Source organism: Sphaerisporangium flaviroseum, from assembly GCF_039537005.1.
Classification (GTDB): domain Bacteria; phylum Actinomycetota; class Actinomycetes; order Streptosporangiales; family Streptosporangiaceae; genus Sphaerisporangium; species Sphaerisporangium flaviroseum.
This window is the reverse complement of the sequence record NZ_BAAAZR010000066.1, coordinates 1-14,602: the sequence shown is the minus strand read 5'-3', so window position 1 is coordinate 14,602 and position 14,602 is coordinate 1. Positions and strand designations below refer to the sequence as shown.

The window sequence follows — 14,602 nt, the reverse complement described above, 5'->3', positions numbered from 1 at the left end:
ATCGCAATGATCAGACGGGATCCCGTCAACTTCAGTCCAGCCGTCTCAAGAACGGCCCTGCTGACGGCGGGGTGGGAGCCCGATCGCGAGACCGCCCTGTCCGGGTGCGGCGGGAATACGGCTGAAACGGGCCGCGCCCCTCGGGGGCGGGCGTACGGCCACGGCCCGCGCGAGTCACGCAAGGGGTTGATGCGCGCTTTACGGCGGACGGCCAGCTCGTCGCCCTCTAGTTCAGCAAGCCGCTGCCGTGCACCGGTCGGCGGGTCGCGCACTTCGTCGGCGTGGGCTAGGTCTTCGGCCAGCATCCGCTCGTACATCTCCACCTCGCGGCGTAGGTGGCCGATCTCCAGGTCTCGGGAGACCGGTTCGCCGGCGGCGCGGCGTTCGGTAAGCAGGGCGTCGGCGGCGATGCTCATTGCCGTGTTTCACGGTGTTCACGGGTGCAGGCCGATGCTGACCTGCCGGGCCCGCGCTGGGTCGTCGCGGTCCTCGTAGAGCGGGTGGCCGTGTTTGAGTCCGTCGATGACCCAGCGGTCCAGCATGCGGGCGACGGCAGCCGTGGCGCCGCCGGTAAGCCAGGAGGTGGCTATCTGGTCATCAAGGCGGCGCGCGTGCGCAGCGAAGCGCTCGTGGGCAGCCTGCCGACAGATGCCCAACACCTCCCCGACGGTTTCCCACGAGGTCCCGAGCCACCGTTCGTAGGCAACGGCCAGCGCCGCCACCCACTTCGGCGACGCCGACCTACCGCTGCAGCTCATCATGGGCAAGACCGGGCACAAGAACCCCCGCACCGCCATGCGATACGTCAACCCCGGCGCCGAAGCCATCGCCGCGGTCACCGAACACCTCGCCCTACCACGCCGCCGCCACTGAACGTCCGCAGCCCGTCATCGAGCCGCATCGCCGACCGCGGGACCGCCACCGAGCACCAGCCAGTGCCAAGCCCGGCGGACGCCGCTACCGAGCGGTGTCCGAAGCCCTGGACGGCGAGGGCGGCTCATCACGAGGTTCGCTGGGGAAGGGAGTGCCGTCGAGGTCAAACTCGTGCTTGGCGAGCAACCTGCGCCGGAGCCGGGTGTCTCTCAGCCAGCCGATCACCCACGATCCCGTGAACCCGATCAGCAATTGCAGCCAGTGATCACCCCAGGAGTTGCCCACCCATGACGACACGAGCCACGGGGAGTTCATCACCAGGCTGAAAATCAAGATGCGTCTTGCCCGGTGCTTCTCCAGCAGATCGTCGCGGGCCCACCAGCGGTATTCGTACGGCAGGCGCTGCTCGAGAAGGCGGTAGCGGAGCCACGGGCCGAGCCTAGGATGCTCGCGCAGGCGCAGGATGATGCCGCCGCGGATCACGTCGAGGGAGTCGCGGAGGGCCGGCCGCGTCTGGCCCGGTTCGGCGAGGTCGTTCAGGGTCGCCAGGAGTTCATCGCCGCGGTACTGCCGGTAGCGCGGGGGATAGGCCAGCATGAGCCGCCGGGCGGCACGCTCGTAGCTCTCCACGCGATCACACTCCCATCCCGGGCTGGGGACGCATGTTGAGCCGCCGCTGGGCGCTGGCGGCGAGGCGGGCCAGACGTACGGTCTCCTCCGTGACCACCTCGCTGCCCGCGCCGGTGAGCTGGTAGTAGCGGCGGTGGCGGCCCTCGACGACCTCTTCCTTGACCACGCTGACCAGCCCTTCGGTGGACAGGCGGTCCAGGGCGCCGTAGAGGGTGCCCGGGCCGAGGCGGACGCGCTCCTCCGACAACTCCCGCACGGTCTTGATGATCCCGTAACCGTGCAACGGCCCATCGGCGAGAGCCAGCAGGATCAGGTAGCTCTGCTCACGTAGTGCCATACCCGATGTATATCGTCTAGCGATATATATCGCAAGATACGAGGGAGAGGTCGAAGCCTCAATCGGTGGCAGCGGAGTGACCGGCGCAGGGGTTTCCGCGAGCGTCCGCAGCAAGACCGATAGGGCCAGAATGCCGAGCAAACCGTGGTCGGCACATTGACCTGCGGTGCTGCGGTTCCGCTGACCGGACCGAGCCGGTGATTCTGCCATCCTCGACAACGGTCATCGCGCTGCGCCGGCCAGGACAGCGGCCGCCTGCTCATCGAGCGGATTAAGCATCCACACACCGGTGTCCGCCTCCGCCGCCAGCGCCACGGCGCACCCCCGGCCGCCAGGATCTCCGCGGTGCTGGCGGACGCACGGCCGGACAGCTTCTGCTCGGTCCACCCCCGGCGAGGCCTGTCCGACTTGGTGGTCCCTTCCCCCCGGGCCATGGGCGTGCTGGCCAAAGCCGCGGACCAGCTCGTACAACACCACCGTGGCGTCGGCGGCCGCCGCGGTATCGCCGACCGATACCTGCCGGGCGGCATCCAGCCCGGCGAGGACCTGACATGGGCAGCCGTTCGGTGAACGGCTGCCCCAGCTCGATCTCCGCCCACCGGTAGCCGGCGGCCAGAGCAGGGCGCAGCGCCGCGGCGAGCATCGGGTCCTGCAGCGATGCCAACACACACAAGCTGCACGACAACCCTTTCTGGACTACGAATTCCCCTTTTCCGGAGGCAGCGTAAGATCACGCAGATGTCTGCCATGACCTATCTTGCGCAAGGTCCCCGCGTGGCCCTTCGCCGCCTTCAGGTGCAGGACTACGAGGAGCTCTCGCTTCTGAACCGAGAGAGTGCCGAGCTGCTCGGCCCTTGGATGCCGGGAGCACCCATCATTACTTGGGATGCCTTCGAGAACTATCTCTCTCGGCTGGAACAGCCGACCCATGAAGCTTTATTCATCTGTCTGGTTGAGACGGGTGCGATCGTTGGCCGTGCCAACGTCAACGACATCATCCGAGGAAGTCGCCAGACTGGAACCCTGGGCTACTCTGCCTACGCGTCCACGACCGGCCGTGGCTATATGACCGAGGGCCTGGGGCTCGTCGTCCAGTTCAGCTTCGGCGAGTTGGCCCTGCACCGTCTGGAAGCAAACATCCAACCGGCCAATACGCCTTCGCTGAATCTGATCAAGCGCCTCGGATTCCAGAAGGAGGGCTACTCGACCAATTTCCAGTTCATCAATGGAGCCTGGAGGGACCACGAGCGCTGGGCCATCACCATTGAGATGCTCTCGGCCAGTAACCGAAAGCCCTAGCAGGGCCGGTAGACGGATCATCGACGCTCCCCGGGGATGACCGGCATGCCGATATCAACGGGAGCATGGCCACGGTTTCGCGCCACTCGGTGGAGTGCTTGAAGCTTGGTTCGAGCGGCTTCCAGGCTCACCTGCAGGCCTTGGACTCGCCCAACCACCCGTTGACTTGGGCTTCGCCGATGCGGTCGACGAGATTGCGAATGACCTCCTCCAATCGGCGTCGCTGCGCTGGGTCGACGCGCAGCATGGGGCAGCGGACGCATGCGTGCTCGTGGGCGCAGGGAGTGCCATAGGGGCGGTCGCAGGTGCCGAGCTCGACCTTGCGCAGCTCGAAGTGTCGTTCAAACTCGTCCAATTCCTCCTCTGCCGGCTCGCGGTATTCGGCCGACGGGCGTGATGCTCGGCGCTTGTCGAGGAAGGCGCGGTAGGACCTGATGAGGTCGTCCTGGAAGACCACCAAGTAGGCCTGCGTCTGCGCGTCCGCCGCTTCGACCATGTCGACCACCCCGGCGCTGCCTGCGGGCTCCCGGAGCAGCCGGGTCGCAGCCCCCAGGATCTCCTCCACCGTCTCCCGCGTGATCACCAGCCGCGACAACCGGTCTTCCTGCGCTTCCAGATGCGACTCCAAACCGGCGATCTGCTCGCGAATCTCCTCGATCTGTTGCCGGACCGCAGCCTCCCGCCGCGCCGCCCAGCTCAGACACTCACTGAGTGCGAGCTACACCCCGGTGGTGAGCAAATCTCCCGCGAAGTCACCCACCTAGAGCGCATCGACGACGAGGGCGAAAGTGGCGCGAGGAAGAGACACCCAGATCCAGCGGGGCATCCCCAGCTCTCCTGTCGGCTATCACGAAGGCGAAGCGGGAGATTGCCCCTAAAAAGCCCTTCTTTCGGCATAAAAGTGACCACAACCGGCGTGTCGACGCACTGCCGACAAAAGCGTGGGTATTCCTGAGGAGGTATTCGGCTCTTTCAAGGGAAGGTGAGCGATGGCCACATTCACTCGATTCGGCCTGGTCGCTGTCTCAGCAGTGTTCCTTCTTGTCGCAGCCCCGGCTGCCGCGTCCGCCCAGTCCTGGGGCGATGCAGCCGTCGAGCAGGAGGCACCCGAGCAGCCTGTGGGCGATCAGGACACGTATGGCCGCGCATATGAGCAGCCAAACCTGCCGATCGTGACACCCGTGGACGAATCTACACCGCGACTTTCGTCCGACGCTAACTGGCTCGTATATACCTCAGACCGGCTCGGCGCGGATGACATTCTCCTATATGGCCTGGACTCGGGAATGGTGGACGAGTGACCCAGTGAAGGTCGACACCGGTCAGCCAGGCCGCACCGGCCCGAGCAAGGTAGCGTAAGGGACAGACACCCATACCCACCGTCGCATCCCATCACCAACAGGGACAGGTTGGGACCCACACTTCACTCCGTGGGGACAGTCCCGGGTGGCGGTCTGGTCATGATCCCCCCGCCAGCCGCCGCCCCGTGACTCCCAGCAGGGCGCCAGATTCAGCGGGTAGTCAATCCACGTCGTAGGCGCCGCACACCGGGCACTGGTAGTGCGTTCCCTGGTCGTCCTCGCCGATCTCTTTCCACGGGTGGGCGAGGCCGCCGAGGTTGTCCGGGTCGCCGCAGCAGGCCCTGGTGGGATACCACTCCCTGGCGTCAGTGGCCCCCCGTACCATCCACCGGCAGGCGTATTCGCGGCTGACCTTCTGGCCGTCTGTGTCGGCCCGGGTGGCGCGACGTAGGTGGAGTAGCCGTACCGGGGCCAGGGGCAAGCCCTTCGCGTTCGTCCAGGCGGGCGGAGGATCGCGAGCGGTGCAGTTCTTCGGTCTCGGCGATGTTGGGTGGGCTCATCAGCAACCATGCCGCGCGTAGGGTCTGTGACCAGGGCGCGATCGGCATGTTGAGGGTGCCGGCGTGACTGTCACCGCGTTTGAGGCGACGACGCGACGGCGAGCGGAGCGGATGCCGTACCGCCGTCGCGGGAAGCCACTGCGCCCCAACGGGCCTGAAATCCGCCGCTCCAAGTCGGTCCGCTGCGCGGCCCGTCACCCGTCATCGGGCCGGGGACCTTTGCCGAGCGTGTCGCTGCCCGACAATCGAGGCAGGTACATGAGTACGCGTCAGGAAATATAGAGAGCGGTGCGTGTTGGGGTGCTGATGGGGGACTGGGACTACCTGGTGTCGGCCCTGGGATGATGAGGCCATCTACGCACCATCTAGTCGGGCCGCACCACTTGGTCCAAGCTGGAGGTGGGTGCGCTTGCGGGATTCCGGGGACCTGACGGCGTCGAGATGGCATCGAGGACCCTGGGGGCCGGTTTGGATATCCACTTAGCCGTTACGGCTGGCGATTCCGCGGATCAGTTGCGTGATCTGCGTTCCTGGCTGATTGAGGAGCCGGAGCTGCGAGGGCGTGTGCGGATGCTCGAACGCCCCGCTTCGGAGGGAGCGCTCGGCCCGATCGCGGATGGCCTGCAGATCGCCTTTGGCGCCGGAGGGGCGGCCGCCACCCTGGCCAGCGTGGTGGTCGCCTGGTTGGGGAACCGCGGCGGCGAGGTGACCGTCAAGATCAAGCGCGGTGAGGCGGAGGCGGAGGTGGAGGTCACCGCCAAGGGGGTCAAGTCACTCGACATGGCCGAGACCCGGGCGTTGATCAGCCACATGGCTGGGCTGCTGGGCGATCCTGAGGGCGCGGCCACCGGCGATGCGTGAACCCGACCTGCTGCTTGGCTCGCCGGGCGCGCATGTCCTCCTGGTCGGATCGGGCCGTTACGTCGCCGGCTCACGCCTCCCGGACGTGCCCGCCGTTCCCTCGACAGTGACAGACCTGGGACGCTGCTTGATCGACCGGGCGGGGCTGGATCCGGCCGAGCTCACCATGCTCATCGATCCAGCCGACCCGCGTGAGTTCGGTGCCGCTCTAGTGGCGGCGGCGCGGCGTGCGCGGGATGTGCTGGTCGTCTACTACGTGGGCCACGGCCTGGTGAGCTCGCGAAACGAACTACATCTGGCCACCCGCGCGACCCAGGACCTGACCCGCGGAATCGCCGCCCACCAGGCACTGCCGTACGCCGAGGTCCGGCAGGTCCTGGCCGACAGCCCGGCGCGGCTGATCCTGCTGGTGCTGGACTGCTGCTTCTCCGGACGGGCGCAGACGGTGGCGCGTGCCGACGTGGGCGGGGTCTTCCAGAGCGCACGGCACGGCACGTACCTGCTGACCTCGACCAGCGGGAACCAGGCGGCGTGGGCCCCGGCGGGTGACCCCTACACCGCCTTCTCCGGGGCGCTGATCCGGCTGCTGATGGAGGGTGACCCGACAGCTCCCGGGCTGTTCAGCCTGGACGACGTCCACCGGTGTCTGTCGCGGACGCTGACCGATCAGGGGTTTCCCGAACCGCGCCGCCAGGCTGCCGACCACGGCGATCGGCAGGTGCTGGCCCCCAACCCGGCGCACCGTCGGCTCTCCCCGGCGGGGGAATTCAGCCCGTACCGAGGGCTGGCGGCCTTCGGTCCAGCCGACGCCGAACTCTTCTTCGGCCGCGAGGAGCTCACCGAGCACCTGCTGGACCGGGTATCGGAACAGCTGGACCGCCAGGGGCCGTTGCTGGTCGTCGGGCCCTCCGGCTGCGGCAAGTCCTCGCTGCTGGGCGCCGGCCTGATCGCCGCTCTCGACAGATCATCGCCCAGAAGGACCGTGCACCTCACACCCGGCGACGACCCGGTGGGCACGCTGGCCGAGCGGTTCGCCGGTCTCGACGGCTCCCATCCCGCAGACCTGCGGCAGCGGCTCGAAGCCGACCCCGGCCTGCTGCGAGAGCTGCTCCAGCGGTCCCCGTCGGACACCACCCAGCGACGGGTCATCGTGGTGGACCAGTTCGAAGAGGTGTTCACGGCCTGCGCCGAGGAGCGGCAGCGCCGTACCTTCATCCAGACCTTGCACGCGGTGTGCACGGCCCCACCGCGACGGCCCCCCGCCATCGTCGTGCTAGGCATGCGGGCTGACTTCTCCGGGCACTGCGCGGGCTATCCCGAGTTAGTTCCCGCTCTCGAACATCCCGTGATCGTCAGCCCGATGACCTCGGCGCAGTTGCGAAGAGCCATCGAAAGGCCCGCCGAGCAGGCCGGCCTGAAACTGCAGGCCGGGCTCGTCGACCTGCTGCTCGAGGACCTCGGATCGGGACCCGAGCTCAACGCGACACCGGTGGGTGAGGCCCTGCCGCTGCTGTCGCATTCCCTGCTGGTCACCTGGCAGCACCGCGAGCACCGCACCCTGACGCTCGCCGGGTACCGCGCCGCCGGCGGCATCACCGGGGCTCTGCACCGCACCGCCACCACCACGTTGAACACCCTCGACGTGGAGGGCCGCTCGATCGCCCGGCGTCTGCTGCCCCACCTGGTCAGGGTCGGCGAGAATACACAGGACACCCGCAGGCACGTCCCGCTGATCGAACTGCTTCCCCCGGGCGATACCTCCGCTCGCGCCGCCACCCAGCAGGTTCTCGACCATTTCGTGCGTGCCCGCCTACTGACCGTCGACCAGGAAACCGTTCAGATCACCCACGAGGCCCTGATCCGCGCCTGGCCGCAATTGCGCGCCTGGATCGAGGCCGACCGCGGCACGCTCCTGATACGCCAGCAACTCAGCGACGACGCCGAGGAATGGCTGCGAAGGGGACGCGATCCCGCCTACCTGTACACGGCGACCCGGCTGGCGGCCGCGCGCTCGCTGCATACGGAGGACCCGGCGCAGAAGCCGTCACCGACGGAGTCGGCGTTTCTCGACGCCGGCACGCGCAGGGAACGCCGGGCGAACCGCCTTCGCACATCCCTCATCGCGATCCTCGCGGGCCTGCTCATCCTGGCACTGGGCGCCGTCGTCATCGCCGAGAACGAGCGCGGGAAGGTCGCGGGCCACCTCACCAGGGCGGTGGCCAGGTCCCTGGCGTCAAGGGCCGACGCGCTGCGCGTCCGTGACCCGCAGACCGCCATGCTCCTCAACGCGGCCGCCGGGCGGCTCGCCCCAGAAGAGCTGGAGATCCGTGCCGGGCTACGGGACGCACTCACCCATCCGGCCCGCGGCGTCTTCACCCCGCCCGGCTCCGACGCCGCCACCCTCTACGCGCTCAGCACGACAGGTTCGACATTGGCCGGGATCAAAGACGGCGTTGCGCGGCTGTGGGACGTGGCATCGGGGCGGCAGATCCGAGCGCTCTCGGGTGTCGGCGCCGGCATACGCCAGGCGGCCTTGAACCATGACGGCACCGTCATGGCGCTCAGGAACGGGAAGTCGGTGCGTCTGTGGAACACCGTCACCGGACGACCCATCGGTGCCGGGTTCGCCGACGGCTACAATTTCCTGACACCTGGCATCCTGCGGTTCAGCGCCGACGGACGCTTCCTGTTCATCCCTTCGGCAGGAGACGTGCCGGCATCGGACTGGGTGGACCTGCGCACCCGCAAGCGAGTCCGCCTTCCACGAGGCGGCGTGGTGGAAACGCTGGGACCCGACGGGAGATTCGGTGCCGGCTACGTCGATGGCGACGGAGTCCTCACCGAGTACGGGTCCCCTATCGAGGTGTGGGATCTAACCAAGCGCGAAAAACGCCCTCTGGAGTGGCTGGAGGAGCTCAGCGCGGTGACGGACATGCTGTTCACCGCGGACGGCCACACGTTCGGTGCCGTCCAGAACGGTAGAGCGAACTTCTGGGACCTGCGCACCGGCGAGGCGCTCAACTGGACAATCGAGGATGGCGCGGGCGCGGGGGTGCTAAACCTCTCCCCCGATGGCGGTCTGCTCGCGGTGGACAGCGGCGCGGAGATCACGGTGTATCGGACATCGGATGGCACTCAGGTGGCGCGCCTGCCCTTCGCCACGCAATCCTACGGAGCACTGCCGAGCTTCACCCCGGACGGGAAGACCCTGCGCGTGCTCGGCCTCGCCGGAACGGTGCTGACGGTGGAACCGGCCAAGCCCGCTCCGAACGGCACGGCCGATCCGCAGACAGCATCGATCGCCCGAAACACACGGATCCTCGCAACCGTCACCGACAATCGGCTCGACGTGCGGAACGTGTCGACCGGCCGAGTGCTCCTGTCCGTGGCCGTGTTCGAGAACGGTGAGGAGTGCCAAGTGGCGACCAGTGCGGATGGCACGATGATCGCGGTAGGCGGCCAGTTGAAGGTGCCCGGTGCGGATACAGGTATGTCAGTCGCCGTCCTGGATGCGAACGACGGGTCGGTCCTGTCGGTGTTCCCCTTGAAGCAGCAGCTCGATGGGGTTTGGAGCATGCAGTTCAGCCCAGACGGCACGACACTGGCCGTCGGGCCTGTCCTGCGGGGCGACTTCGATGTGGGGGACAGTCCGTCACTGGAACTGTGGAACTGGCGGACCAGATCAGGCCGGATCCTCCCGCAGGTCGATAGCACGGACAGCCTGGCGTTCAGTCCAGATGGGAAGATCCTACTGACAGGCGGCACCGCGGTCGTGGACATGGCATCAGGCAAGCCGCCGTGGGAACTGAACACCGAGGCGGGGGACGTCGCCTACAGTCCTCGTGGAGAGGTCGCCGCGGTCGCCGGGTCCGACGGCATCACGCTGTGGGACACCCGGACCTGGCAGCCGTCCAGCATACGTTTCATCGGCCAGTACTCAAGGAAGCCGGTCTTCTCTCCCGACGGGCGCACCCTGGCCGCCTTCACCCTCGGCGGGATCCAGCTGTGGGACGTGGCGACCGGACGCGCGCTCGGTCAACCCACCTCTGACGACGAGGTCATCGATATCGCCTTCGATCCCACGGGCGGCCTGTTGTACGCCCTCACTCGCCAGGGCGTCCTCCGCATCCATCTCAGCGCCCCTGATCGGTTGCTCGCGGCCGTGTGCGCCCGCGCGGGTCGTTCCCTCTCCGAGGAGGAGTGGCGTCGCCAAATCCCTGAGCTGGCCTATCAGGACGTGTGCCGCAAGGGCTGAGAGCCCGGGCTGGCGTTCGCAGACGGCAAGGCCGGACACTCACGACTCCCGAACATCGCCAACTGGATGTCGGGCCAGATGGAGAACAGGGCCTCGGCGATGACGGGGCCGGTGTCGATGCCGGTGTCGATGCGGTGGATCGTGATGCCGTGGACGGTCTCGCCATTGCGAAGTGCCCAGTTCACCGGCCGTGCGCCCCGGTACTCGGAGAGCCAGCTGCCTGTTCGAGCCGGCGCTGATCTGCGAGACCTTCCTGCGCGGCGTCGTTGCGCGGGCGCACCGCATCAAAGCGGTAAATCTCCGGGGCCAGGCCAGCAAGCAGGCCATCAAGATCCCCACGTGCGGGCGCGTGCACCATCGGTACCTGTAGGTGCCGATAAAGGTGTCAGGGTTGCTGAGTGTCAACGGCCAAGTGCGTGTCGGCGCGCTGGCCCGGTTGTAGTTCGTGCGCGCGCTGCGCGAGCAGGGGATCGATCTCTCCACTGTGCAGCGCCTGCTGGAACGCGATCTTCCGGTGGCGCAGGTCGCCGAGGAGTACGCCGAGGCGCTGGAGGTGCAGATCCGCATCCTGCGGCTGCGCCGAGCCGTGCTGCGCGCGGTGGCCAGACGGGATCGACGTTAGAGGAGACGGAACTCGCGTCGATGTCGTCGAACTGCTCGCCAGCGGCGCGCTCGTCCAAGCGGAGGGCCTCGATCGCCCGGCGGAGCATCAAGAACCGCAGCCGGGTCCTGTCAGAGTTGCTCACCGGGACCACCCTTCCGGGTCCGCCGCCAGCGTGGGGTCCGCACGACGAACTCCTCCGGGGCGGTGAACAGAACCGTTCAGCGTTAAGCCTTATTCGTCGCACCGGCTTCACGGTCGGATCAATTACCCATACAGACCCTCACTCTTGACCAAACGCTCCCAGCGTGCGATCTTGCTAACTGCGCAGCGATCACCTTGCCCGATGTGAGAGCACCGTCGGGCGACCGGTTGGCCTGGAGATCGTGTTTCTGCGCGAAAACGCGTGTTTTGGGTGCGGCGTCAAATTCCCTGCCGAACGGGGCGAAATATCGCGCCCACACCGCGAGAATGCCCCGGAACAGCGAACCAAGTATTCGCCAATCGGTTGTTGAGCGGGCACCCGCATGTTTGTGGCGCCGGATAAAGCCTGGAGACAGGGGGACACACAAAATGACCGAGTTCACGTTGGAGCCGGGTTCCAACACCAAGCTGCTCACCGCACGCGGGTTCCTGGAGCTGCTGTTCCGGTGGGCCGACGGCAACCTCGACACCATCGCGAAGTACTGGGCCATGCCGGGAGAGGGCTGGGAGGACTCGGTGCGGACCTCCCTCGCGGCCTTCGCCCAGGACGACATCGCCTCCACCTGGATGGACCTCGGAGAGCCGAAGACGCGCGCGGTCTACACCACCAAGAAGCCCAAGCCGAAGATGGCGGACTTCGTGCTCAACGGCAGTGTCGCCGCCAACCCCGCCGACCGGGTCATCGTCGAGGTCAAGACCCAGTCGATCGGCCGGATCCTCAACTTCACGGGCGACTTCGAGGCGGACATCGCCAAGTTGAACGAGGTAGACGACGAGCACGCGGACTGCGCCCGCCTGGCCGTCGCTCTCTTCTTCACCTCGGACTGGTCGCAGTCCAAGAGCATGGGGGAGAGCAGCCCCGTGGAGAACCACGTGGTCTCGACGAACTTCACCAAGTGGCTCGACGGCTATGACCACGTCTACTTCTCCGAGACCTACAAGCCGATCAGGCGGAAGGCCAGGACGCAGACCGCGGAGCAGCTCGCGAAGGCGGGGACGATCTACGTCGAGGAGGGCGGCGAGGACATCGAGCGGCCCAAGGGCGCGACCAAGCTGAGAGCCGTGGACGTCCACGAACTCGGCATCGTCTACAAGATCCTGCCGAGCAAGAACGCGGCCAAGGCGGCCAGAAGGGCGGCCGAGGAAGAGGCCAAGAGGGCCGCCACGGAGGCACGCCTGAGGAACCAGAACGACGACGACGATTTCGAGACGCCGCCCAACAACAAGAAGCGCAAGGCGGAGGCCCAGTTGACCAAGGGATCCGGTAAGAAGCCCATGTGAGCGGACGGCGTCGCCGGACCGCTGAGGGCCCAGACCTGCTGGAAGATGCCGGGCGCGAAGTAGATCTTATCGAAGCCCAGGACCCGACCGAAGATCACAAATGCCGACGCCAACCGACAGCGGCCGAGCTCGACGACGGCGGCCGCGCCGGTCACGGGGGAGCGCCAGTCGACGGTGATGGTGCGCCGGACCTCGGCCTCGAGCCGGGACTTGTCGGCCTCGCAGGACTCCGCGGGCCCAGGCGATGCCGGTGGTGTAGCGGTGTTCGCGGGCGATGAACCACGACGGGATGCCAGCTTGGCGGGAAGGCAGCCGGTCAGCGCCAGTTCGCCGGCTCGGGACGCCATCCGCATCGGAACGGCCAGTGACGATAAGAGGCGTCCGCCGGGCTCCTTAACGTGACTGGCCGTTCGGTTGCTGCTCAAGCCCCGCCACCGCGCGCTGGAAGGATCGGCTTAGGCGGGAGGACTCCCCGTCGCCGTAGCTGACCCACGACCACAAGGGGTGGCCGGGTTCGCGCGTCTGGATCACGTAAGCGTATTGGCCGCCGGAGGTCATGCCTTCGATGATGGGCGGCTTGTGCCTGGTGCGCCACCAAAACAAGCCGTCGATGCAACGTGCCATCAGCGCCGGTCGCCGTGCCTTAGGTGCCTGAGAAGATCATATCGCTCTGAGATGCGGGAAGGGTTGCGAACTCAGGTGCAACGCCTCCAGCGCATCCAGGAGTGCTCGCCCTCCCGCCGCGGCCAGGCCACGGAGGCAGGCATCGACCTCGCCGGACACCTGACGCCCGCGGTGATCGCCGGTGACCCGGGACTGATCGAGAGCCTCGTCGACAACATCATCCGCCACAACCTCGGGAACGGGCACCTCCAGGTCACCACCCCGACCTCGGCACGCAGGTGGCCCTCACGGTCGCCAACAGCGGGCGGGTCATCCCCGGCGACCAGATCCAGCGCCTCTTCCAGCCCTTCCCAGAGGCTGGCGCCCGATCGGCACGGCCGCCACGACGGCTACGGCCTCGCCATCGTCGATGCCGTCGCCCGAGCCCACCACACCACTCTCACCGCCGGCGCACGACCCGAAGGGGGCCAGTCCATCACCGTGTGGTTCGCGGAGCTGTAGCCAGATTGGGCCGTACATGCCGGCCTTGGTCATCGGTGGGGATGGTGCGGCGGCGGAGCAGCAGGCCGGTGGCGGCGGCGAGAGTGAGCAGGAAACCGGTCACGACGAACACGCGCCCATCGGGTCCCGCCTGACCGCCGCCTCCGGTCTCGGCCGCTCCTAGCGGGGTCTTTGTCACCTTGTGGTTCCCGCCCGTTGGAGGGTGGGTCACCGTCTCGGTGACGGTGAGGGTCGGTTTCGGGCTCGTCGTCGCAGGGCGGGACTACCTGGTTTTGTCGATGACATGTGACAGCGTTTGCCGGTCTGCTGCGACAGCGATCGTTTCCGCTGCAAGGTGATGTCGCTGAGAAGTAACAGCGCCCGTGGGCTTGCGGTGGGAGCATTGATGTGCTTCGCGGGATGAGGTGATGCTGGTGCAGCCCAAGTCCAAGGTTGAGTTGTACGCGGCGATCCATCGCGATTCTCGAGCTGGGCTGTCCATTCGGGCCATCCAGAGCAAGCACAGCGTGGGCTTTCGTACCGTGGAGAAGGCGTTGGCCTCGGTCTGGCCCGAGCCGCGTAAGCCGCTGCCGCCCCGTCTCGGCTGGACCCGTTCAAGCCGCTGATCGATCAGATGCTGCGGGTGGATCTTGACGCGCCGCCCAAGCAACGGCACACCGCCAAGCGCATCTTCGACCGGCTGCTGGAGGCACAGGGCGCGGTGGAGGTGTCGTACGGGATGGTCCGCGACTACGTCGCCAAGCGCCGCCCGCGGGTCCGATTAGAGGCTGGTCGGGCGCCGGCGGAGGTCTTCATCGAGCAGAGCCACCAGCCCGGGGCCGAGGCCGAGGTGGACTTCGGGGACGTGTGGATCCACCTGGCGGGCGAACTGACCAGGTGTTATCTGTTCTCGTTCCGGCTTTCGTGGTCAGGCAAGGCCGTGCACAGGATGTTCCTGACCTGCTCGCAAGAGGCCTTCTTCGAGGGGCATGTGCATGCGATGTCCGTGCTGGGCGGCGTGCCCACGGGCAAGGTGCGCTACGACAACCTCAAGCCCGCGGTGGCCCGGGTGCTGGGCTTCTCCCGGGCCCGGGTGGAGTCGGAGCGGTGGGTGGCCGTCCGCAGCTGGGCCAGCGTCGACGCGTTCTACTGCCGCCCGGGTCTGGTCGGCGCGCACGAGAAGGGTGGAGTGGAGGGGCAGATCGGCTGGTTCCGCCGCAACCACCTGGTGCCAGTCCCTTCTCTGAACTATTCGCCGAGCTTGCGACGTGCGAAGAGAACGGCTTGTGAGACCTC

At 67.3% G+C, this 14,602-nt stretch carries 16 protein-coding genes and 1 pseudogene; 10 read left to right on the top strand and 7 right to left on the bottom strand.

Annotation, left to right across the window (positions count from 1 at the left end; translation table 11 throughout):
* From ABD810_RS40750 to ABD810_RS40735, 4 genes are all read right to left on the bottom strand, one after another.
* Positions 1-416, bottom strand: a 416-nt coding sequence (locus ABD810_RS40750) for a hypothetical protein (protein ID WP_344953921.1), incomplete at its 3' end; no start/stop codon positions are given.
* Positions 417-434: 18 nt separating this feature from the next.
* The gene (locus ABD810_RS40745) at positions 435-839 is read right to left on the bottom strand and encodes a hypothetical protein (protein WP_344953918.1); all 405 of its coding nucleotides are present in this window, start codon (positions 837-839) and stop codon (positions 435-437) included.
* A 118-nt stretch (positions 840-957) separates the two neighbouring features.
* On the bottom strand, positions 958-1,503 hold the full coding sequence (locus ABD810_RS40740) for a hypothetical protein (protein WP_344953916.1): 546 nt from the start codon (positions 1,501-1,503) through the stop codon (positions 958-960).
* Positions 1,504-1,507: 4 nt separating this feature from the next.
* Complete coding sequence (locus ABD810_RS40735; RefSeq protein WP_344953913.1) at positions 1,508-1,840, bottom strand: PadR family transcriptional regulator; 333 nt, start codon at positions 1,838-1,840, stop codon at positions 1,508-1,510.
* A gap of 345 nt (positions 1,841-2,185) precedes the next feature.
* Here ABD810_RS40735 and ABD810_RS40730 point away from each other — a divergent pair, with 345 nt between their 5' ends.
* Both ABD810_RS40730 and ABD810_RS40725 read left to right on the top strand, forming a co-directional pair.
* A complete protein-coding gene (locus tag ABD810_RS40730; protein ID WP_344953911.1) occupies positions 2,186-2,410 on the top strand; it encodes an NUDIX hydrolase in 225 nt (74 codons plus the stop codon).
* A gap of 177 nt (positions 2,411-2,587) precedes the next feature.
* Positions 2,588-3,139, top strand: coding sequence for a GNAT family N-acetyltransferase (locus ABD810_RS40725; RefSeq protein WP_344953909.1), 552 nt, complete (start codon positions 2,588-2,590; stop codon positions 3,137-3,139).
* Positions 3,140-3,266: 127 nt separating this feature from the next.
* Here the strand turns inward: ABD810_RS40725 and ABD810_RS40720 are convergent, their stop codons facing one another.
* Positions 3,267-3,767: a hypothetical protein gene (locus ABD810_RS40720; RefSeq protein ID WP_344953906.1), complete on the bottom strand. Its 501-nt coding sequence runs from the start codon at positions 3,765-3,767 to the stop codon at positions 3,267-3,269.
* 361 nt (positions 3,768-4,128) lie between these two features.
* On the opposite strand from ABD810_RS40720, the gene ABD810_RS40715 reads away from it, so the two are divergent.
* The gene (locus tag ABD810_RS40715) at positions 4,129-4,440 is read left to right on the top strand and encodes a hypothetical protein (RefSeq protein WP_344953903.1); all 312 of its coding nucleotides are present in this window, start codon (positions 4,129-4,131) and stop codon (positions 4,438-4,440) included.
* 220 nt (positions 4,441-4,660) lie between these two features.
* On the opposite strand, the gene ABD810_RS40710 is transcribed toward ABD810_RS40715, so the two are convergent.
* Positions 4,661-4,921 (bottom strand): hypothetical protein, encoded by a 261-nt coding sequence (locus ABD810_RS40710; RefSeq protein ID WP_344953900.1) that lies wholly within the window; start codon positions 4,919-4,921, stop codon positions 4,661-4,663.
* Positions 4,922-5,441: 520 nt separating this feature from the next.
* Here ABD810_RS40710 and ABD810_RS40705 point away from each other — a divergent pair.
* Both ABD810_RS40705 and ABD810_RS40700 read left to right on the top strand, forming a co-directional pair.
* Positions 5,442-5,861 carry an effector-associated constant component EACC1 gene (locus ABD810_RS40705; protein ID WP_344953897.1) on the top strand — a complete coding sequence of 140 codons (420 nt, stop codon included), beginning with the start codon at positions 5,442-5,444 and terminating at the stop codon, positions 5,859-5,861.
* Positions 5,854-10,116, top strand: a complete 4,263-nt coding sequence (locus ABD810_RS40700) for a caspase, EACC1-associated type (protein ID WP_344953894.1) — start codon at positions 5,854-5,856, stop codon at positions 10,114-10,116. The genes ABD810_RS40705 and ABD810_RS40700 overlap by 8 nt, the downstream gene beginning before the upstream one ends.
* Here ABD810_RS40700 and ABD810_RS40695 read toward each other — a convergent pair.
* A pseudogene (locus tag ABD810_RS40695) lies at positions 10,092-10,322 on the bottom strand (formyltransferase family protein); the annotation flags it as partial. The gene ABD810_RS40700 and the pseudogene ABD810_RS40695 sit on opposite strands and share 25 nt — an antisense overlap.
* Positions 10,323-10,561: 239 nt before the next feature.
* Between ABD810_RS40695 and ABD810_RS40690 the strand changes: the two are divergent.
* The 5 genes from ABD810_RS40690 to ABD810_RS40670 form a co-directional block, all read left to right on the top strand.
* Positions 10,562-10,738 (top strand): hypothetical protein, encoded by a 177-nt coding sequence (locus ABD810_RS40690; protein ID WP_344953890.1) that lies wholly within the window; start codon positions 10,562-10,564, stop codon positions 10,736-10,738.
* 552 nt (positions 10,739-11,290) lie between these two features.
* On the top strand, positions 11,291-12,202 hold the full coding sequence (locus tag ABD810_RS40685) for a hypothetical protein (protein ID WP_344953886.1): 912 nt from the start codon (positions 11,291-11,293) through the stop codon (positions 12,200-12,202).
* 699 nt (positions 12,203-12,901) lie between these two features.
* On the top strand, positions 12,902-13,327 hold the full coding sequence (locus ABD810_RS40680; protein ID WP_344953882.1) for a sensor histidine kinase family protein: 426 nt from the start codon (positions 12,902-12,904) through the stop codon (positions 13,325-13,327).
* Between the two features lie 407 nt (positions 13,328-13,734).
* The gene (locus tag ABD810_RS40675) at positions 13,735-13,932 is read left to right on the top strand and encodes a hypothetical protein (RefSeq protein ID WP_344953876.1); all 198 of its coding nucleotides are present in this window, start codon (positions 13,735-13,737) and stop codon (positions 13,930-13,932) included.
* 17 nt (positions 13,933-13,949) lie between these two features.
* Positions 13,950-14,602, top strand: a 653-nt coding sequence (locus ABD810_RS40670) for a transposase (RefSeq protein WP_486387639.1), incomplete at its 3' end; no start/stop codon positions are given.

Coding starts and splice junctions, on each gene's coding strand:
- ABD810_RS40735 (WP_344953913.1), bottom strand. CDS start 1,840: ATGGCACTACGTGAGCAGAGCTACCTGATCCTGCTGGCTCTCGCCGAT.
- ABD810_RS40725 (WP_344953909.1), top strand. CDS start 2,588: ATGACCTATCTTGCGCAAGGTCCCCGCGTGGCCCTTCGCCGCCTTCAG.
- ABD810_RS40715 (WP_344953903.1), top strand. CDS start 4,129: ATGGCCACATTCACTCGATTCGGCCTGGTCGCTGTCTCAGCAGTGTTC.
- ABD810_RS40705 (WP_344953897.1), top strand. CDS start 5,442: ATGGCATCGAGGACCCTGGGGGCCGGTTTGGATATCCACTTAGCCGTT.
- ABD810_RS40700 (WP_344953894.1), top strand. CDS start 5,854: ATGCGTGAACCCGACCTGCTGCTTGGCTCGCCGGGCGCGCATGTCCTC.
- ABD810_RS40685 (WP_344953886.1), top strand. CDS start 11,291: ATGACCGAGTTCACGTTGGAGCCGGGTTCCAACACCAAGCTGCTCACC.
- ABD810_RS40675 (WP_344953876.1), top strand. CDS start 13,735: ATGCTGGTGCAGCCCAAGTCCAAGGTTGAGTTGTACGCGGCGATCCAT.